The 20,797-nt window shown below is 28.2% G+C and carries 16 protein-coding genes and 1 riboswitch; of the genes, 8 read left to right on the forward strand and 8 right to left on the reverse strand.

The window, feature by feature from the left end; genetic code table 11:
* Positions 1-48: 48 nt before the first annotated feature.
* On the forward strand, positions 49-648 hold the full coding sequence (locus EG57_RS0215760) for a tyrosine-type recombinase/integrase (RefSeq protein ID WP_032078151.1): 600 nt from the start codon (positions 49-51) through the stop codon (positions 646-648).
* 212 nt (positions 649-860) lie between these two features.
* Here EG57_RS0215760 and EG57_RS0215765 read toward each other — a convergent pair whose 3' ends face one another.
* On the reverse strand, positions 861-1,097 hold the full coding sequence (locus EG57_RS0215765) for a hypothetical protein (protein WP_029162883.1): 237 nt from the start codon (positions 1,095-1,097) through the stop codon (positions 861-863).
* Positions 1,098-1,626: 529 nt separating this feature from the next.
* Here EG57_RS0215765 and EG57_RS0215770 point away from each other — a divergent pair.
* Positions 1,627-1,986, forward strand: coding sequence for a BlaI/MecI/CopY family transcriptional regulator (locus EG57_RS0215770; RefSeq protein ID WP_414629349.1), 360 nt, complete (start codon positions 1,627-1,629; stop codon positions 1,984-1,986).
* Positions 1,987-1,994: 8 nt separating this feature from the next.
* Positions 1,995-3,407 (forward strand): M56 family metallopeptidase, encoded by a 1,413-nt coding sequence (locus EG57_RS0215775; RefSeq protein WP_242859867.1) that lies wholly within the window; start codon positions 1,995-1,997, stop codon positions 3,405-3,407.
* 127 nt (positions 3,408-3,534) lie between these two features.
* Here the strand turns inward: EG57_RS0215775 and EG57_RS0215780 are convergent, their stop codons facing one another.
* Both EG57_RS0215780 and EG57_RS0215785 read right to left on the reverse strand, forming a co-directional pair.
* Complete coding sequence (locus tag EG57_RS0215780) at positions 3,535-4,722, reverse strand: amidase domain-containing protein (protein WP_032078153.1); 1,188 nt, start codon at positions 4,720-4,722, stop codon at positions 3,535-3,537.
* Between the two features lie 1,135 nt (positions 4,723-5,857).
* Positions 5,858-8,068 (reverse strand): ATP-dependent helicase, encoded by a 2,211-nt coding sequence (locus EG57_RS0215785; RefSeq protein WP_032078154.1) that lies wholly within the window; start codon positions 8,066-8,068, stop codon positions 5,858-5,860.
* A gap of 178 nt (positions 8,069-8,246) precedes the next feature.
* Between EG57_RS0215785 and EG57_RS0215790 the strand changes: the two genes are divergently transcribed.
* The gene (locus EG57_RS0215790; RefSeq protein ID WP_032078155.1) at positions 8,247-9,731 is read left to right on the forward strand and encodes a nicotinate phosphoribosyltransferase; all 1,485 of its coding nucleotides are present in this window, start codon (positions 8,247-8,249) and stop codon (positions 9,729-9,731) included.
* Positions 9,732-9,918: 187 nt separating this feature from the next.
* Here EG57_RS0215790 and EG57_RS0215795 read toward each other — a convergent pair whose 3' ends face one another.
* Both EG57_RS0215795 and EG57_RS0215800 read right to left on the reverse strand, forming a co-directional pair.
* A complete protein-coding gene (locus EG57_RS0215795; protein ID WP_029162880.1) occupies positions 9,919-10,140 on the reverse strand; it encodes a hypothetical protein in 222 nt (73 codons plus the stop codon).
* A gap of 286 nt (positions 10,141-10,426) precedes the next feature.
* Positions 10,427-11,695, reverse strand: a complete 1,269-nt coding sequence (locus EG57_RS0215800; RefSeq protein WP_032078156.1) for a D-alanyl-D-alanine carboxypeptidase family protein — start codon at positions 11,693-11,695, stop codon at positions 10,427-10,429.
* A 223-nt stretch (positions 11,696-11,918) separates the two neighbouring features.
* On the opposite strand from EG57_RS0215800, the gene EG57_RS0215805 reads away from it, so the two are divergent.
* Both EG57_RS0215805 and EG57_RS0215810 read left to right on the forward strand, forming a co-directional pair.
* Positions 11,919-12,524, forward strand: a complete 606-nt coding sequence (locus EG57_RS0215805; RefSeq protein ID WP_032078157.1) for an NUDIX hydrolase — start codon at positions 11,919-11,921, stop codon at positions 12,522-12,524.
* A gap of 133 nt (positions 12,525-12,657) precedes the next feature.
* On the forward strand, positions 12,658-14,172 hold the full coding sequence (locus EG57_RS0215810; protein ID WP_032078158.1) for an MBL fold metallo-hydrolase RNA specificity domain-containing protein: 1,515 nt from the start codon (positions 12,658-12,660) through the stop codon (positions 14,170-14,172).
* 58 nt (positions 14,173-14,230) lie between these two features.
* Here the strand turns inward: EG57_RS0215810 and EG57_RS0215815 are convergent, their stop codons facing one another.
* Positions 14,231-15,502, reverse strand: a complete 1,272-nt coding sequence (locus EG57_RS0215815; RefSeq protein ID WP_032078159.1) for a S8 family peptidase — start codon at positions 15,500-15,502, stop codon at positions 14,231-14,233.
* 177 nt (positions 15,503-15,679) lie between these two features.
* Between EG57_RS0215815 and EG57_RS0215820 the strand changes: the two genes are divergently transcribed.
* Positions 15,680-15,928: a CPF_0552 family protein gene (locus tag EG57_RS0215820; protein ID WP_032078160.1), complete on the forward strand. Its 249-nt coding sequence runs from the start codon at positions 15,680-15,682 to the stop codon at positions 15,926-15,928.
* 73 nt (positions 15,929-16,001) lie between these two features.
* Here the strand turns inward: EG57_RS0215820 and EG57_RS0215825 are convergent, their stop codons facing one another.
* Both EG57_RS0215825 and EG57_RS0215830 read right to left on the reverse strand, forming a co-directional pair.
* Positions 16,002-17,084 (reverse strand): dihydroorotate dehydrogenase, encoded by a 1,083-nt coding sequence (locus EG57_RS0215825; protein WP_032078161.1) that lies wholly within the window; start codon positions 17,082-17,084, stop codon positions 16,002-16,004.
* A gap of 207 nt (positions 17,085-17,291) precedes the next feature.
* Positions 17,292-18,338 carry a glyceraldehyde-3-phosphate dehydrogenase gene (locus EG57_RS0215830; protein WP_032078162.1) on the reverse strand — a complete coding sequence of 349 codons (1,047 nt, stop codon included), beginning with the start codon at positions 18,336-18,338 and terminating at the stop codon, positions 17,292-17,294.
* A gap of 558 nt (positions 18,339-18,896) precedes the next feature.
* Here EG57_RS0215830 and gltX point away from each other — a divergent pair.
* A complete protein-coding gene (gene gltX / locus EG57_RS0215835) occupies positions 18,897-20,351 on the forward strand; it encodes a glutamate--tRNA ligase (protein WP_032078163.1) in 1,455 nt (484 codons plus the stop codon).
* Positions 20,352-20,588: 237 nt separating this feature from the next.
* A riboswitch (purine riboswitch) is annotated at positions 20,589-20,691 on the forward strand.
* Positions 20,692-20,797 lie beyond the last annotated feature (106 nt).

Consider the following 20,797-nt stretch of genomic DNA (forward strand, 5'->3'; position numbering starts at 1 on the left):
TACAAAATATCTATTTTGTTTAATTTTGTACAAAAAGGAGACATTTTAATGACAAGTAGCCCTGAAAATAGAATAAAATACTTTACCCAAAATGAAGCAGCAAAACTTTTTAATGCAATTGAATCTTTTCAAGGCATTCATTCAATTAGAGATTTAGCAATTTTTAGAGTTGCATATAGATGTGGTTTGAGAGCATCTGAAATTGCTTTAATAAAATTAGAAGATTATAACGCTTTAAAAGGTGAGCTTTACTGTAAGAGACTAAAAGGAAGTAGTAATAACACTATTAGACTTGATATAAAAACAAAAAATGTTTTAGATGAGTATATAGCTAAATATATGATATCGTCAGAATCAAAGCCATTATTTGTAAGTCAACAAAATAAACCTATTTCTAGACAAACTCTTGACTATTTAATAAAAAAATATTGTTCCCTGGCAAATATTTCTGATAGAAGTAAGTATCACTTTCACTCTTTAAAACATACTACAGCTGTACATCTAGCTGAATCTGGCATGGACATAAAGGAGCTTCAATGGTGGCTTGGTCATAAATCTGTTTCTAACACAGAAATATATTTTCAATTTACAACAAAACAGCAAGAAAAAATGTATGCTAAACTTGAAATAAGTTGTGAAATGGTATAGTTTTTATAAAACGTTAAAATAAACCTCTTTGTAAATTTTTATTGTAAAATAATTTAAAGCACAAAGAGGTTGCTTTTTATACTGGGAACTTTACTTATGATAAACTAAATATTATGTAAATACTTATGATAAACTATTCAAATATTACATACACATTTTTCAATAAAAAAATCAAATAACTTCATAAATTTTTCTTTTCAAATAACTATACATTATATTCTTATATCAATTTTAAATTTAATTGATGTTATCACCATATGTTTACATGGCTTCATGTCTTTACAGGTACATGAATCAACCATCTCATCTTTTATCGTTACTATATTTATAGCATTAGTATCAATATCTATTACTATCTTTTCATCTGTATTTTTTGGATTATCATAATGTAGAAATCTTCCTTTTTGGGCTCCTCTAATAGATTCAACTAATAGTTCCAAATTTGTCATTATGTTGCCTCCAATAAATTAATATATATTTACATCACCACCTAATATTATAATATGATTCTATGAACAAGATTAATGCTATAAAACAACCTATTATCTCATACTATTAAACTAAACTTAAGAAAACATTTTAAAACAGTTATATATAAAATTTAGCCAATGTACATCAGAGAATCTTTACTTCACAAGCAAATCACTATTTTTTAACACATAAGCATCGAATTTTCTTTCTATAAAATTATCAAATCTAATATTTACATAACTACCTTCATAAGATACTATCTTTCCTTTACCAAAAGTTTTATGTGTAATTTCATCCCCTATATTATAAACTTATCTTTTAACTTTTCTGTACTGTCTCTTAATCATCATTAACTCCTGTAACTGTTATGTAGAACAACCTTAGTATACTTTATGCCATAGGAACTACTACTCTGAATAAATGCTTTTTATTTTCTAATAAAAATACTTGACAATATAATTCTACAATTGTAGAATTAATATAAAGGAGTGGATTATATTGTCAATTATGAGAATTCCTGAATCAGAATTAGAAGTTATGAAAGTTATTTGGTCTAATACTACCCCTGTGTCTTCAAAGAAAATCATTGTAATTATGGAGGAAACAAGATTATGGAAGAACACAACTACTTTGACAATACTTTCTCGATTAGCAAAGAAAAAATTTCTAACTGTAGCAAAAGGTAAAAAAGTAACTTATTATACACCTATTATAACCAAAGATGAGTATTGTAAATTTGAAACAAAAGACTTTTTTAAAAAAGTTCATAAAAATTCTTTAAAAAGCTTTATTACCACATTGCATGAAGATAACGATATTACTGACGCTGACTTACACGAATTAGATGAATGGATTAAAAATAGGTGATGGTTATAATGGAAATATTTATAAAAAATCTTTTAAGAGCGTCTCTAGTTGGAAGCATTTGTATTATACTTATAATGGTTTTTAGAAAAAATTTATTCAAAAAATATACAAGTTCATTTAACTACTATATATGGCTAGTTGTAATATTTAAAATGATTATGCCTTTTAAAATTTCGATCAATATACCAGAAAAAATATATAATTCTTTTCACTCTCAACCTAACAGTATTAAAACAATAGTTAATGATAGCTTTTCTATAAATCAAAGTATAGAAACAAAAAATAACATTAATAATCTATATGTTGACAATAATACGATAAACTATTTTACAATAATATTTTATATATGGTTAACTATTTCAATATTATTTCTAATTTATCACATTATCTCTTATTTAAACTATAATAGTAAAATTAAAAACCTAATCTATGATATACCTAACAATGAGATTAAAAACATGTACTCAATGTTACTATTTGAAATGAATATTAAGAAAAAAATTTCATTAAAGTTTTGTAAAGAAATTTCAACACCATTTGGAATAGGAATATTCAATGCCCATATACTAATTCCTGATGTTTCATATGATATTCAAGAATTAGAATATATTTTAAGACATGAACTTATGCATTACAAAAGATTTGATATGGTATATAAGATATTATTATTAATAACTGTAACATTACATTGGTTTAATCCTCTAGTTTATATAATGTATAAGAAAATAAATAATGATTGTGAGTTCTCCTGTGATGAGGCTGTTTTAAAGAATTCAAGTATAGAGGAAAGAAAATTATATGCATTAACTCTTATTAACTCTTTGAGACTTAACAATAATAATGTAATGAAGCAAAATTTAATTATGGGGTTTAATAGTAAAAATATATTAAAGAAGAGGTTAGAAAGCATGTTGAACTTAAAGGCCAGAAAAAAAGGATTGTTTGTTGGAATTTTAGTTGTAGTAGTAAGTATAATCTCATTAATAAGAATAAATGCTATTGTCAAAAATGGTAGTCTAATAACTCCTAACACACCATCATTACAACCTAATCAAGTTATAGAAAATCATTTTAAATATATTAATGCTGATAATAAAGAAGGTTTGTTTACTACCGTAACTGATTGGCAAAAAGCACCCAATGTGGATTGGGGATTTAACAAACATAAATATAAATATATTGAAATCAATAGTATATCAGAAGACGTTAGACCATCACAAAAGGAAGGATACATTAAATATGGAAGAGGAGAAATAAATGGTACAACAGAAGAAAACTTAAAAGTTTATACTGTTAACTATACAATTAAGTATAAATTTGATTTAACTGGTTTACTAGGCGAAAAAATTTCCACTTCATATTTTCTTATTAGAAAAGATAATAATTCACCTTGGTTAATTGATGATATGGGAGAAGGTTAATTACTTATTATAATTAAGTTAATTTTAAACGTGTGAATAACAAATATAATTAAGTAAAATAAATCCATAAGAAATAAGACCTACTTTTTATCTCTTATGGATTATATATTTTCTAGTGTTATTTATATTAATGCCAAAACTTTAATGTTCTCAATCTTTTATAACCACCGTCATCGTAAGCAATATATAGAGGATAATCTAATCTTTCATCAGAATGACCACAATATACCCATTGGCCACCAAGTATAGTACCAGATAAAATTACTGAATGAGACCAATATAGATTATTAGCAAATTGAACGACATCACCTGCTCTTGCACCTTGGGTTCCGTCTCCTCTAACACCTTCAACAGTGGAACCGTATCCATTAGAAGTCATATAAGACCAAAAATCAATTACTCTAACCCATGAATTTGAATAAGCATACCAATAGCTAGAAGCAGGAATTCCACCAGCTAAAACACATTGAGACACAAAGTTTGTACAATCTACTCCCTTTCCACGACTATCTCTTGAATATACATAGTTAGGATTTGGATCTTTACCATATTTTTGTGCATAAGATACAGCTGCCTTAGCATTATAATTAAAATTAGCATAACTACGACCTACTAATCTATTCTCAGAATTATTGTTATTAGGTGTACTTTGTATAAAATTGTTATAATTTTCATCCATATTTTCGTAGTTATCATTTATATTTTTTAATTCTAAATCGATTTTATCTTCATAATCAGAAAAATTATTATCTATATCTAAAAACACTTCCTGTTTTAGTTGATTATTTTTAGATTCATTTGTTTCATTTAAATTCAACATTTTAGTGATATACCATTTACCATTTTCACATTTAACTTCAAAACGGTATTTTTCTCCCGATTTAGATGTAACATCTGTTCCTTTTATTTTAAATTCCACATTATAATTTACATTTATTACATATGTTTTAAATGCTGTTTTACTTGAGTTAATTATATTTACATTAGAAATATATTCATCAGTTTTACCATCAAACTTTTTAAACCATTCAACATCAAGTTTACTTTTAGCATTAATTAACTCCAATAATTTTGGGTTTTTTATTATATCACTATAATTTTTAGACTTACCTGTTTTTAGTATTTCATACTTAAAAGATAATACTTCATTGATAGATTCTTTAATATTAGCTTCATCAGCTTTTGTTAATGTATCATTTTGAGTATATGTTACATTGGAATTTACTGAACTTGCAAATGCTGTAGAACTAAATGATAAATTAGTTCCTAACAATGATGCACATAATAGAAAAGTTGCTATTTTTCTTTTTATCATTTCCCATCCCCCATAATTTGAAATTTAATGCGCATTATGTTTAAATTATACAATATATATTATATTTTGTATATATTGTTTTTATTTCTTTTTTAACAAATTAATACCAATGCATAAATTTAACAATAAATAACAAATTGTGATTTTCCAAAAATATTATACTGAGCTGCTATTTTTATCTAATGAATAAATTTCATATTTTTTAATCATTGATCCTATTTCCTTTTTATAATTTAAAAAATGAAATTCACACCAAAATGTTGAATATATTAAATGACAAAACACCTCAACATAAAGGAGTGAACACTTACGTATGTTCTACAAGAATGTTTGTTATCCTTTAATGAAGTTATAAAATATCAGCCTAAAACAAAATTAGAATTAATATTATGTGAAAATGTGATCCAATATTTCGATACACATGTGATTTTAATATTCTAGCAAGAACAGCTTCAACATCAACTTTTAGTAGGCTTTTGACTAAAATTTCAAATATCTCCTTTTTAAAAAAGGACTTTAAAGCATTAGCGAAAAAACTAAATCTATAGTCATAATAGATGTCACTAATGTTGATATTGATTCTACAAAAATAGATGCTTATGAAAAATCAAAAACTAAATCAAAACTAAAAAATTATGGCAAATCAGCTACCTGCGTATCTAATCTTGATACACATGTTAACAAAATACATTGGTTTGGATATAAAATTCATATATTAATAGATGCAAAAGTGAGTACCTCTAAATATATTGCTTTCTCCATCAAGTTATAGTAATGGCAATTTAGCTATTCCATTAATCAAAAATTTCATGTTATAGTAAGTATATCTATTTTTGAATTTTATAGTACATTTTAGCCTTTATCATTGTTTACTTTAGAATGTAAAATGTTATTATATAGTATAAACTCTAGGGTTGATGGCATCGATAAATACATATCTTCGTTTATATCAAAGTACTCTACCAATATATTAATAGCATATTGTAATACTTTATATATTCTAAATTTGGATATCTTTTTCTATAACCACATATATTTTTAAAGAATCACTAGCAGTTTTATGTTTTCCAAGTTTTTATTATGTACCTACAACGTGCTTTTTATCAGTTATATGTATGGAACAATTATTTAATTTTTACTTCACAAGCAAATCACTATTTTTTAACACATAAGCATCGAATTTTCTTTCTATAAAATTATCAAATCTAATATTTACATAACTACCTTCATAAGATACTATCTTTCCTTTACCAAAGGTTCTATGTGTAATTTCATCCCCTATATTAAACGTACTCTTTAACTCTTCTGTACTTTCTGCTCTAATACTCTTGTAAATCCCTGATTCTTCAATAAATCTGGACATATGTGCTGATTTTCCTTTAAACATATTAGTACTGTATAAAGTTAAATTATCTATAGCTCTTGTAACCCCTACATAAAACAACCTTCTTTCCTCTTCAACATTTTTAGGAATGCTATTTATATGCGGTATTACCCCTTCATTGCAATTTATAATAAATACATTTTTAAACTCCATTCCTTTTACACTATGTATGGTACTTAATATAACTCCACTATCTTCCTTTGACTTGTTTTTCAACTTTTCTTCCACATCTTCTATGTGGGCTAAAAATGGGATTATACCGACATAATCAGAGGCTGAAGATTTAAATTCTTCTATTACATCCTTTAGTTCCATGCTGTCCATTTTTAATCGTCCACTGTAGTCATTAATATAATCATAATAACCTAAATCCTTTGTTATAAAATTCAAAGCATCTCTTAAGCTCATTTTATTTAGCTTTAATATGTCATTTTCCAATCTTTCTAAATTCTTAATTTGAAAAATAGGTAGATCCTCAATTTCCGTTAAAATCTTAAAACAACTTTCTTTATATATATTCTTTTTCACTTTTTCAATATGAACTTTACTTACATACCTAAAAGGTTTATTAATTACTCTACTGAAACTTTCTTTATCTGTAATATCTAAGGATAACTTTAAATAAGCTATCAAATCTTTACATACAAAATGCTCAAAAAAATTATACTGCTTATCAAGTATTTTAAAGGGTATTTCTTTTTTTAGCATAAGATCTACAATACTTCTATTTTCTAAATTAGTTCTATACAATACTGCAAAATCTTCTAAACTATATGAGTTATCCTCACACATATTTTTTATTATCTTACATATGTTTAATGCTTGTTGTTTTTCATCACTCAAATTAAAAAAATTTATAATACCTCTAGTTTTCTTATTTGCTTCTATGATCTTACTATTCCTATTTTTATTGCCTAGTATTATTTTCTTTGAAATATCTACTATATTTTCATTACTTCTATAATTAGTCTGTAAAAATATCTTTTTTCCATTCTTAAAATATTCATTAAAATTCACCATACAATCTGGTCTTGATCCTCTAAAACCATAAATACATTGATCTTCATCCCCTACTGCAAAAATAGAACCATTACCTCCAAGCATCTGCAAAAGTTCTATTTGCAAACCATCACAATCTTGAAACTCATCTACCAGTAGGTATTTAAAAAGTTTTTTGTATGCTTTTAAGAGCTGTGTATTTTCCAAAAATACTTTTTGTGCATTTAATTGAAGGTCATCAAAATCCATAAGTTGATTTTCTTCTTTATATTCTTCATATACTCTAAAGCATTTTATAAAAATATCTTTATCTATGCTTGGCTTAAAATATTCCAACTCCTGTTTGCTATTTTTAAAAAGAGATATATTATTTATTACTTCTTTTACTTTTTCATCTCCTACTGAATCTATAAAGGATATCAAAACTTCATTTATTATTCTATAAGTTTTTGAACTATCTATTATATTAATCCTTCCCATATACCTTATAAGTATTTTATAAAAAAGTCCGTGAAATGTTCCAAAAAAAGGAGTGCTTTTGCTGCCAGTCATATTTATATATCTTTTTTTCATGTTTACAGCAGCTGCTTTAGTAAAAGTTATCACTACCATATTATTAGGATTGACTCTCATATCGTTTATACTATGTATTATCCTATTTATAATTATTGAGTTTTTTTCAGAACTATCATCATTTAAGTATTCCCTCATGAGTTCCAAATTCTCTGATTTCAAAGAACACGGAACATAATCTGTTTTATATATAGGACCGAATGTACACAAATAATCAATCCTATTAATAATAACTTGAGTTTTTCCTGCACCAGGACATGCAATAACAACATAATTATTTTCATTGCTCAAAACTGCTTCTCTCTGCATTAAGTCAAGATATCTATAACGCTTTTCAATAATTCTATCCCTTACATAGCAAAACTCTTTTTTCAATGTCTCTTCAATCACTATTTATCCACCTAACTTTAATTTTATTTATGTAATATTAACTTAATTGCATATACTGCTTAATTTAAGTTAATTCTATACTATTGTAATAATTTTATTAAAGTATTACAATGTGTATATACACTCATAATTATTAACATGATTAATTTAATTAAAACATTATAGAGGAGATTTAACCATGGAATACACTAAAAATTTCAACATAAGGACTGGAAGAAACCTTACAATGCTAGTGGACTTTTATGAGCTCACAATGGGAAACGGTTACCTGCATAGCGACATGGGTGAAAGAATAGCTTATTTTGACATGTTCTTTAGAAGAGTACCTGATGGTGGTGGATACTGTATTATGGCAGGTGTTCAACAGGTTATAGAGTACTTATCTAATCTAAAATTTTCTGAAGATGATATTGAATATTTAAGAAGTAAGAACTCATTTTCCGAGGAATTTTTAAATTATTTGAAAAACTTTAAATTTTCTTGTGATGTCTGGGCTATCCCTGAAGGAAATCCTGTTTTTCCTAATGAACCTTTAGTCACTGTAAAAGGTCCTGCAATTCAAGCACAATTTGTAGAAACTATGATACTTCTTACAATAAATCATCAAACTTTAATAGCTACAAAAGCCAATAGAATTTGTAGAGCTGCAGGAAACAGACCTGTAATGGAATTTGGTTCTAGAAGAGCTCAAGGATATGATGGTGCAATTTATGGAGCAAGAGCCGCTGTTATTGGAGGATGTTCATCAACTGCATGCACAATATCTGAAGAAATGTTTGGCATACCTGCTGTAGGAACTATGGCTCACAGCTGGATACAACTATTCCCAACAGAATATGAGGCCTTTAAAGCTTGGGCAGACGTATACCCTGATAACTGCGTACTTTTAATAGATACTTATAATGTATTAAAATCCGGCTTACCTAATGCTATAAAAGTATTCAATGAAATTTTACTTCCCAAGGGATTTAGACCTAAAGGTATAAGAATAGATAGTGGAGACATAACTTATCTTACTAAAAAATGTAGAGAAATTCTTGATGAAGCAGGTTTTAGCGATGTACAAATAGTTATTTCAAATTCTCTTGATGAATTCATTATAAGTGATGTCTTAAGTCAAGGTGCTTGCATTGATTCCCTTGGAGTAGGTGAAAGACTGATTACAGCAAGGTCTGAACCTGTATTTGGAGGAGTATACAAATTATCTGCCATAGAAGATCCAGTAGGAAATATAATTCCTAAGATAAAAATAAGTGAAAATGAAGAAAAAATAACCAATCCAGGTTTTAAAAATATATATAGAATATATGATAAAAAAGATAATAAGGCTATCGCAGACTTAATAACTTTACGTGATGAAGAATTAAACTTAAATGGACCTATTGAAATATTTGATCCAGTTTTTACATGGAAAAAGAAAAAAATTAAAGATTATTATATAAAAGAATTAATGGTTAAAATTTTTGATAAAGGAATTCCTGTATACGAAAATCCTAGTGTTATGGACATTAAAAAAGTGGTTGAAGAAGAAACAAGTAAAATGTGGCCAGAAGTTTTAAGATTTGAAAATCCTCATACATATTATGTAGATTTATCAAAGAAATTATGGGATTTAAAACAAGATTTGCTTCATAAGTATTCTAATACATATGAAGAAGAATAATAAAATACTTAATACTTCATTTTATGTTTAACATAAAAATAACCTTAAAAATTTAAATAACTACTCAAATATTGTGGTATTATTTTGTGCTATTTTATAATTCATTAGTATATCAAAAGCTATAATAAATGATAAAAATAGCACAAAATATTTTTCCCATAGTCACTTTTTAAAATGAAACTCTAATTTATGAGTATTGATTGCGAAATTCTGCATAATATTCTTTAGTAAACATTAAGTCTTTTTGAACAGATTCTATTTCATTTTTATAATCTACTTTTTCCATTAAATATTCATTCAAATTTTGAAAAGGACAAGTATTTTCTGTAGCTTTATAATTATATAAAGCACATTCTTTAAAACACTCTATACTATTATCATAAGTTGATAAAAAAGGACATTCAGTCATCTTCCTACACCCTCTCCCAAATATTTATATATCTCGATTTTCATTATACAATATTTACTAATTAAAATAAAGGAATTTACTGAATTTTTTAAAATTTATATTAACATGATTTTATATAGCCATTCAAAATCATTTGTAACACTTTTCTGATATTTTCTTGATATTTACTTACATAATAATATTATTAGATTAAGATGGTATTGTTAGCTATTGTAGTGATTAGATAAAAAAATAAAGAATTGAGAATTTTACAATACCTCAATTCTTTATTTTTACATTGAACATTTTAAATATATTTTCCTCTTTTATTTCTTCTATTTAAACTGATAACTTTTTTTATAGCATATACACCAGCGCCTATTATACATAAAACTATAACTGCAGCTGCTGCATAATAAGGCATATTACTTTTAGCAAAAGTTGACTTAGACACAGTAGAATATAATTTATAGTTATTTGTTACATTTCTCTCCTTGACTGTCATATTCCCAATAGAACTTTCTCCCTTTAAGCTAGAAGTGTTAACATTTGATAAATTAACAGTTTTGCTCAATTCATTCTTATTTACATAATTATCATAGTATACAATATCTTCTTTTGTACATATAGGTACATTTATAGTCTTTTCAGGTCCAATTATTAAAGGTTTGTATTTTATAGACTTTGTAGCAACAATATCTCCTGCCTTATAAAGAGTAACAGGTTTTACAGCATAACTCCAATTTATTATTTTTTCCATATCATTAAACACTGCTGTATCTGTTGCATCATATACAGATTTCAAAACTACACCTAAAATCTTTCTCCCATCTCTTTCATATACAGTAACAAGACACTTTCCTGCATCAGATGTATATCCAGTCTTTCCACCAATACATCCATTTTTACCTAAAAGTTTGTTTCTATTTTCTATAACAAAGGTAGTACCGCTAGAAGTCTTTATTGTATTTTTCTGCTTTCCCATAGACTCTCTAACCCAAGGATTTTGAAAAGCCGTGTCAGCAATAATACTAAGATCATATGCAGTGGTATAATGATTTGGATCATGTAATCCATTTGGAGTAACAAAATGAGTATTTTTCAAATTCAATTGTTTTACTTTCTCATTCATTTTATTTGCAAAATCCGCATCATCTTTTCCTATACTTTCAGCTATTACATAAGCCATATCATTACCTGAATAAAGAAGTAGTCCATCCATAACATCCTGTGCTGTCATAGTTTCACCTACATTTATAGGATGAAGATCCGTATTTAGTGAAGATGGTGGCTGAATTTTAGCTTTTTGTGTATAGTTCAAAAGATCATTTTTATTTTTATTTTCAGCAAGAAGCAATGCTGTGAGAAGTTTAGTAGTACTTGCAGGATACATTTGCTTGTCTACATCTTTAGCATAAATTGTTTCTCCAGTTTTCATATCTACTGTTATAGCAGCTTTACCATAAATTTGAGGTTCAACTTCCTTAGGTGCAGAATTCTCTGCAGCTAGTACATTAAAATTTAAAGAAGAAGCAATAATGAGCGATAATAATAAAGGTAATTTTTTCTTTTTCAAATTTCATCTCTCCATTTATTCTAATATTTAATATTATCAATTTTATTAATTTTTGAATTAATTAATGCATAATATTATGAATTAAAGTATTATAATTAAATTATACTAACCATTAGTATAACACCTGATGGATAATTTGACAATTTTCATATGAGTTCATTTTCAAAGCTTAGCCGTAAACAAAATTTATATATAAATACTAAATAGCACTGGAGGATTTTATATGATAAACAGCATAAAGAATATATTCAAACATAGACAAGAAAGCATAATGGGATATTATAGAAAAAATGCAGTAATGATTTTACTTCATGAAAAAGAAGGTAAAATCAATATAGTTTTTGAAGTACGAGCTTTTAATTTAAGACATCAACCTGGTGACATATGCCTTCCTGGAGGTAAATTAGAAGAAAATGAATTGCCAATAGATGGTGCAATAAGAGAGACTATGGAGGAACTTAATTTAGAAAGAGAAAACTTAGAATTTGTAGGAAACATGGATTATGTTGTCACCCCTTACAACTTTATAATGTATCCTTTTATAGCAATTTTAAATTGTGACAACATAAAGCCCAATAAAGATGAAGTGGATCATATTTTCGAAGTTCCTATAGAATTTTTCATAAAAAATCCTCCAGAACTTTATAAACTAAATTTGCTTCCTAAACCAGAAAATTCCTTTCCATATAAACTCATAAGAAATGGAAAGGACTATACATTTCGTACTGGATGTGTTCCTGAATACTTTTATAAGTATAAAGATTATGTAATATGGGGATTTACAGCTTTTATTATAAAAAATTTTGTGGACATAATTAACACTAAATAACAAAAACATACATTAATTTATAGAATTAACAAATGTTTTCATAATATTTTATTTTATGGCGAAATAATATTTGAAATTTTCAAAATATAATGTATAATAGTAACAACAACATAGGATAAAGGGGGTAATTTAAATGAAAATTGAATTCTATGGAGCATCTGGTTGTGTTACTGGATCAAGTCATTTTTTAAAGGTAAAGGATAAAAATATACTTTTGGATTGTGGCATGTATCAAGGAAAGGATGAAAAAGAAAGAGGTAACGAAACCTTTAATTTTAATCCTAAAGATGTAGATTACGTTATTCTATCTCACTCCCATATAGACCATAGTGGTAGAATACCTCTTCTATATAAACAAGGCTTTAAAGGTGATGTTATATGTACAGAGGGTACTAAGGACTTATGCAGCGTAATGCTTCAAGACAGCGGACACATTCTAGAATCAGAAGTTGAATGGAAAAATAGAAAAAGAGCACGCCAAGGTCTTCCTCCACTTGAACCCTTGTACACTGAAAAAATAGCCAATGTTGCTATGTATCTATTTAATGGATATCCATATGATCAGTGGATCGAACTATTTGATGGATTCAAAATAAGATTTAGAGATGCTGGCCATCTTTTGGGTTCAGCTATAATAGAAATGCTTATCGAGGATAATAAAAAGCAAATTAAATTAGTTTATACTGGTGATTTAGGTAACAAGAATATACCTATTTTAAAAGACCCTACAATAATTGATTATGCAGACTATTTAATTATGGAAACCACATATGGAAATAGACTTCATACTTCCATATCATCAGAACTTACTGATCTTGCCAAAATTATTAAAAATACTTTTAAAAGAGGTGGAAACGTAATAATTCCATCCTTTGCAGTAGGTAGAACTCAGGAAGTTTTATATACCTTAAACAACTATGTAGAAAGCAATATTTTAAAGGGAATTTCAGTTTATGTTGACAGCCCTTTAGCCTCTGAATCCACAGCTATTTTTTCTAAATATCATAAATATTATGATAAAGAAGCTCAGGAAATTCTGTCTAAAGGAAGCGATCCTTTAAGCTTCCCTGGGTTGACCTTTACTAAGTCTCCTGAAGAATCTGCAAAGCTTAACAAAATTCAAAGTGGTGCAATTATAATTTCTGCTAGTGGTATGTGTGAAGCTGGTAGAATAAAACATCATTTGAAACATAACTTATGGAGAAAAGAAAGTTCTATAATATTTGTAGGATATCAGGCAGAAGGCACTTTAGGAAGAAGCATAGTTGATGGTGCAAAAAAAGTAAAGCTCTTTGGAGAAGAAGTTGTAGTAAATGCCAAGATATACAATTTACATGGTTTATCTGGTCATGCAGATAGGGATGGACTTATAGAATGGCTTGAAGCTTTAAAGGCTAAACCTGAAAAAGTTATTTTAGTTCATGGTGACGCTGAAGCTCAAGAAAGCTTTAATGAGTTACTTTTATCAAAGGGATATTCTACTTATATAGCTAAGCCTGGTGATACATTCAGTCCTGAATTGGCTCCAGAAAAATTCAGCGTAGTTAGAAACAGAATTCTTTCAGTTATAAACTCCATAGAAGATTTGGATTCAATTGATAAGGAACTTCTTATTGAAAAAATAAGAGAAGAGATAAAAGATATTTAAATCAGAATATATAAAAAGAGGTTAACACTTTACTTTAGATGTTAACCTCTTTATCGCCTTATTTTTCCATAGTCTTTTCCAATTGTACAGCTTTATAAGCGTCTACTAATCCATACCCAGTATACTTGTCTTTTCCTTTCTGCATTATATCTACTGCAGACTTGTTAAGTATATCTTCCATTTCACTTGGTGTAATTGATGGATTTTCTGCTTTAACCATTGCAGCAATGCCAGATACAACTGGTGCTGCCATACTAGTTCCATCCCAAGCCTCATATTTATTTCCAGGTACTGTACTTACTATTTCTTCTCCTGGAGCAGCTATCTCTACAGAATTTCCATAGTCAGAAAAATATGACTTCCTGTATGAAGTATTAATTGCTGCTACTGTATATGCACCCACTTCGCCTGCAGGACTGCTATTATCACAATTTTCATTGTCATTTCCTGCAGCAGCTACTACAAATACTCCCTTGTTTCTGGCATACTGTATTGCATCTTCTATATCCGTACTTTCCTCATCACATCCAAAGCTTAAATTTATTATATCTGCTCCTTTATCTGCAGCATACTCTATACCTTTAGCTATAATATCGGATTGTCCTTCACCTTTAGAATTTAAAACCTTTACTGGTATTATCTTAACATCAAGACTACCTGTAATTCCTGATATACCTTGCTTATTATTGGCCTCCGCAGCGATTATTCCTGATACATGTGTACCATGAGAATTATCATCCATAGTATCACTAGTGTTATTTATAAAATTATATCCTAAATCCTTTAGCACCCTATTTTTTAAATCCACATGATTATAATCCACACCAGTATCTACTACTGCTACTTTTACTTCTCTTTTTTGATTTATCAATGACCATGCCTTATTGCTCTCAGTATATCCTATATCCCATTCATATTTATATAATGAATCGTTAAATATTGTTCCTCCACTACTATTTGTACTTGGTGGATTAACATTTTGAACCGGAGTTCTCTGTATAGGCTTCACTATACCTATATTTTTTTTAGGATTCTGTATTTTTTTAATGCCTTTAAATTTAGAAAGCTGCTTTTGAAGCTGTGTATCACTTAAATTATTAGATATGATTATATATGTTCCATCCTGTAATCTTATAACTTGTACACCCGATATAGAAGTCTTTATAGTATTTATATCGAATTTGTCGGAGACTTGTACTATTTTTTTTGCTCCTTTTGCTTTTGTTGCTAATAATGTTTTGCTTTCTGAAGCATAAGCAGAGCTACCTTCTAATACGATCACAAAAGAAAGAAAAATTGCCCCCATCTTTTTCTTTAATAAAGTATTCACAAAATATCCCTCCATCCCATACTGTTTCAATTAAAATTATATTTTACTAATATGACAATTAAGTTACAATATCATTACTGAAAATTGAATTTTTTGTTAATATTTTTACTACAAAAATATGTTTAATTTTACAAACTAGGTATATACTATACATATATTAAAAAAGGAGTGATTTTTATGCAAACTACCATTATGGCGATATCTATTGATTCAAGAAACATGCATGCACCAGAAGTCCAAACACTTCTAACTAAATACGGTTGCATAATAAAAACAAGACTAGGACTTCATGAAGTTCAAACTGAATCTTGTTCTCAAGTTGGTCTTATCCTTTTACATATTTGTTCAGATCCAAGTGAAGTAGAAGCCTTGGAAAAAGAGTTGACAAAAATAAAAGGAGTAAATGTAAAACATATGATTCTTTAAAACATCAAATATAAAAAATAGGCATAGACAATTTTTTCTTAAATCATCTATGTCTATTTTTGATATCATATTTTTAAACTTCTATTGCAGTTTCTGGGCATCTAGTTAAACATAAACCACAGCCAAAACATTTAGTAGTATTTATATTTGCTTTATCGCTTATTGTTATAGCGCTATATGCACAGCTCTTAACACACTTACCACAAGAATTACATTTTTCCTTATTGATTTTTGGAAATATAGGTTCTCTTATAACTTTTCTTTCCTGCATCTTTCTAGCTGTCAATCCTCTAATATCTTCAACACTTTCAAATCCATGTTCATCTAGCCAACTATTTAATTCATTGCTTACCCTTGAGTATACATCATTTCCTTCTAGTATAGCAGCAGTACAAATCTGGACTGCTGATGCCCCTGCCATTATCATTGCTACTGCATCTTCTCCTGAGGATATTCCTCCTACACCTATTACAGGAACTTTTACAGAATTAGCTATAGAATATACATATCTTAATGCTATAGGATTTAAAGATTTACCAGAAAGCCATCCGTAACCCTTCTCACCGCCTAAGTAAGGTAGGCCTGTTTCTACATTTATATGAAGACAAGGCCCTAGAGAATTTATTGCTACAAATCCTGCCGCCCCTTCTTCTACAAGCCTTTTAACATACCATCCTATTTTGGTTATACCAGGACTTATCTTTATATACACAGGCTTATCACTCTTACTGGCTATTTTTAGTGAATCTACTACTGACTCCAAGTCCTTTTCCATATAGTGAGTTGATATTTCAATAATATCTGCATAAGGTGTTATAATAGGAAGTACCTTTTCAATTTCCTTTGCAGTATAACCTAAACTTACTATAAAAGGAACACCATAACTTTTACATTTTGAATATCCCTTTTCTACCCATTGTTCTACGGAAAGTTCAGACCATAATTCACTATTTAAAAAAGCACCATCTTTTGTTTCCTGCATACAAGGTCTAGCAGTTCTAACAAACTTTTCAGATATAGTTTTAGTTACTAATGCTCCTACTCCCTGCTTTACACATTCTAACATACAATCAGCATTTCTAACCTGTGGTCCAGATGCTGGCATAATAGGGTTTTTTATTTTTATTCCGTGAAGATCTACATTTAAATTAGCCACATTATTACCCCCAATCAACTACTTAAATCATTTTACTTATTTAATTCTACACTTATTCATGTTTTCCTTCACAAAAGGGCCAAAATTATTAATATTAGGCCTGTTGAGTTAATAATTATAAGGCTGCCAATTTAAAAATTGACAACCTTATATTTTTCCCCTAAATATCCACTTTTAATCTCAAGTTATAAATCTTCTAAATTTCTGCTAAACGACCATTCCTATCTTGTATTCACACTGCTTTTGCATTTCCATTGCAGTATAATTTACTAAATCAACAGTTCTACAAGAATATCCCCATTCATTATCGTACCATGAAACTACCTTTACCATATTTCCTTCCATTACCATTGTTGAAAGCCCGTCTATTATGGATGATCTCTCATCTCCTTTATAATCTATAGAAACTAGTGGTTCTTCTGAATAACCAAGTATTCCTTTCATATATCCTGAAGCTGCTTCCTTAAATGTATTATTAATTTCTTCTACAGTTACAGGTCTTGAAAGTTCACAAACTAAATCTGTAAGTGAAACTGTTGGAGTAGGTATTCTTACAGAAAAACCATTCAATTTTCCTTTAAGATTTGGAAGAACTTTTCCTACAGCCTTTGCTGCTCCTGTTGTAGTTGGTATTATTGATTCTCCTGCTGCTCTTGCTCTTCTTAAATCTTTATGAGTTTTATCCAATATTCTTTGATCATTAGTATATGAATGTATAGTAGTCATTAATCCTTTTACTATTCCAAATTTATCATCTAAAACTTTAGCAAAAGGCGCCAAACAGTTAGTTGTACATGAAGCATTTGAAATTACACAATGCTTTTCCACATCTAGCTCTTTTTCATTAACTCCCATAACTATAGTTATATCTTCATCTTTTCCTGGTGCAGTTAATATAACTTTTTTAGCTCCTGCTTTTATATGCTTCATAAGCTTTTCTTTATCTTTAAAAATTCCTGTAGACTCTACTACTATGTCTACGTTCATTTTTTCCCAAGGTAAATTTTCCGGATCATTTTCTCTTAATATTTTTATACTTTTGCCGTTCACTATAATTGAATTTTCTGTAGTTTCTACATTTCCATTAAATCTACCATAACAAGAATCATATTTGAAAAGATGAGCTAATGTTTCACTATCTGCTCTAGCATTGATAGCCACAATTTCTACATCCTTATCCAATCTATTTTGAGCAATCCTAAGCACTGCTCTACCTATTCTTCCGAAACCATTAATAGCAACTTTTATAGACATATTAATTCCTCCTATATCTTTAATACCTAATTGTCAGAATATTATATAGCATATTAGGTTTTTTGTTATTAATATATGTGTTATATTTCATATATGTGCTATATTATTTATACCAATAATATACGCTTGTGTCAATTTTGATCCCACTTAAATTATGCTGTTTTATCTTTCATTTTCACCCTATAACTCTTTTTTCCAATAGCATAGCTTAATATAAAAAAAATCTGCCATATTTAAATTACAGCAGATAATGCATAAAATATAATAAGTTTACTTTAATTATTTTTTACTTTTTACAAATGTATAAATATTTTTCTTTACCTTAATATATGTTTAATTTTTATCAATAATATAATAACCCATTCTACATAAATTATATTTAAAATTTTTAGAAATTTTGAATTTTCCTTATATAATACCTTGAATCTCCTTTTTTCCCAGCGTATCTTGACACCAGTTAATTGTTAATATATTATTATAAGTAGTAATATTAAGTTAGTTTACCTTTCGTCACTGCGATGAAGGGTTTTTATTTTAATAAACATAGGAGTGGTAAAAATGGCCAAAATTAGAACAAGATTTGCCCCAAGTCCAACAGGTTATATGCATGTTGGTAATTTAAGAACAGCATTATATGCTTACTTAATAGCCAAACATGAAAATGGAGACTTTATACTTAGAATAGAGGATACCGACCAGGAAAGATTTGTAGAGGGTGCTCTAGATATAATTTATAACACATTAAAGGTTACAGGACTTAAGCATGATGAAGGTCCAGATATAGGTGGACCAGTAGGTCCTTATATTCAAAGCGAAAGAACTAATATATACATAGAATATGCTAAACAGTTGATAGAAAAAGGTGAGGCTTACTATTGTTTCTGTTCTAAAGAAAGAATGGAAACTTTAAGAGCAGAAGCTGAAGCTAATAATACAGCTGCTAAATATGATAAACACTGTCTTAGTTTATCTAAGGAAGAAATAGAAGAAAAGTTGGCTTCTGGTATTCCTTATGTTATAAGACAAAATAATCCTTCAACAGGTACTACAAGCTTCGAAGATGATATTTACGGAACTATAACTGTAGATAACTCAGAATTAGATGATATGATACTTATAAAATCAGATGGATTCCCTACATATAATTTTGCTAATGTAGTAGATGACCATTTAATGGGAATAACTCATGTAGTTCGTGGAAGTGAATATTTATCATCATCACCTAAATATAATAGATTATATGAAGCTTTTGGATGGGATGTTCCAATATATGTACACTGTCCTCCAATAATGAAAGATACTCATCATAAATTAAGTAAAAGAAATGGAGATGCTTCCTTTGAAGATTTAATGGAAAAAGGCTATTTAAAGGATGCTATACTAAATTACATAGCTTTACTTGGCTGGAATCCAGGTGGTGAAAAAGAAATATTCTCACTTGACGGATTAGTAGAAACCTTTAATTATAAGAATATAAACAAATCGCCAGCTATATTTGATGATGTAAAATTAAAATGGATGAATGGTGAATATATAAAGAAGCTTCCATTAGAAGAGTTCCATAAGTTAGCTCTTCCTTATTATCAAAAGGCTATAACTAAAGATTTAGATTTTACTAAAATAAGTCCACTTTTACATACAAGAGTAGAAGTATTAAACGAAATACCTGACATGGTAGACTTTTTTGAAGCTCTTCCAGAACATTCAGCAGAACTTTATATTCATAAAAAGATGAAAACAAACTATGAAAATTCATTAGATGTTTTAGAAAAAATATTGCCTAGATTTGAAGCTTTGACTCCATGGACTTTTGAAAATATAGAAAAAATTTGTATGGATTTAGTTGCAGAACTTGGTGTTAAAAATGGTATAGTTTTGTGGCCTGTAAGAACTGCTGTTTCAGGTAAAAAATCAACTCCAGGTGGTGCTTACGAAATAGCTGAAATAATAGGTAAAGAGGAAACTTTAAGAAGAATTCAAGTAGGTATTGAAAAGCTTAAAGCTGCACAATAAGCCTACATATAGATATTAAAAAGCTGTGAAGTTAAGGGAGATTCCCCCTTATATTTACAGCTTTTTACATACAAAACTTTGGCTTAACAAAATTCATCTAAATTTAAAATGCTATAATTCGTTATGGTACGAACTATAACATACTTGTATGTAAAAAAATACTATTAAATACGAATATTTATGTTTGATTTCAGTAAATTGTATTGATATTTTTAAAAAACTATGCTAACATAATTTCATGATATTAAATAAGTCATCCGTATAATCCTGATAATAATGGTTCGGGAGTCTCTACTAGGAAACCGTAAATTTCCTTTCTATGGATGAATCTGAGGAAACTATATAAATTAAACTTTTATCAGTTTAATAAAATGTTTTTCGAATTCCGCTGCAGATTCTCCATGAATTAGTGGCGGATTTTTTATTTTATATTTAAGAACTTGTGG

Source organism: Clostridium drakei, assembly GCF_000633595.2.
Lineage (GTDB): Bacteria > Bacillota > Clostridia > Clostridiales > Clostridiaceae > Clostridium_AM > Clostridium_AM drakei.

Bases quoted from the DNA above. Each gene is read 5' to 3' on its own strand.
- EG57_RS0215760 (WP_032078151.1), top strand. From the start codon at position 49: ATGACAAGTAGCCCTGAAAATAGAATAAAATACTTTACCCAAAATGAA.
- EG57_RS0215765 (WP_029162883.1), bottom strand. From the start codon at position 1,097: ATGACAAATTTGGAACTATTAGTTGAATCTATTAGAGGAGCCCAAAAA.
- EG57_RS0215770 (WP_414629349.1), top strand. From the start codon at position 1,627: ATGAGAATTCCTGAATCAGAATTAGAAGTTATGAAAGTTATTTGGTCT.
- EG57_RS0215775 (WP_242859867.1), top strand. From the start codon at position 1,995: ATGGAAATATTTATAAAAAATCTTTTAAGAGCGTCTCTAGTTGGAAGC.
- EG57_RS0215780 (WP_032078153.1), bottom strand. From the start codon at position 4,722: ATGATAAAAAGAAAAATAGCAACTTTTCTATTATGTGCATCATTGTTA.
- EG57_RS0215790 (WP_032078155.1), top strand. From the start codon at position 8,247: ATGGAATACACTAAAAATTTCAACATAAGGACTGGAAGAAACCTTACA.
- EG57_RS0215795 (WP_029162880.1), bottom strand. From the start codon at position 10,140: ATGACTGAATGTCCTTTTTTATCAACTTATGATAATAGTATAGAGTGT.
- EG57_RS0215805 (WP_032078157.1), top strand. From the start codon at position 11,919: ATGATAAACAGCATAAAGAATATATTCAAACATAGACAAGAAAGCATA.
- EG57_RS0215810 (WP_032078158.1), top strand. From the start codon at position 12,658: ATGAAAATTGAATTCTATGGAGCATCTGGTTGTGTTACTGGATCAAGT.
- EG57_RS0215820 (WP_032078160.1), top strand. From the start codon at position 15,680: ATGCAAACTACCATTATGGCGATATCTATTGATTCAAGAAACATGCAT.
- EG57_RS0215830 (WP_032078162.1), bottom strand. From the start codon at position 18,338: ATGTCTATAAAAGTTGCTATTAATGGTTTCGGAAGAATAGGTAGAGCA.
- gltX (WP_032078163.1), top strand. From the start codon at position 18,897: ATGGCCAAAATTAGAACAAGATTTGCCCCAAGTCCAACAGGTTATATG.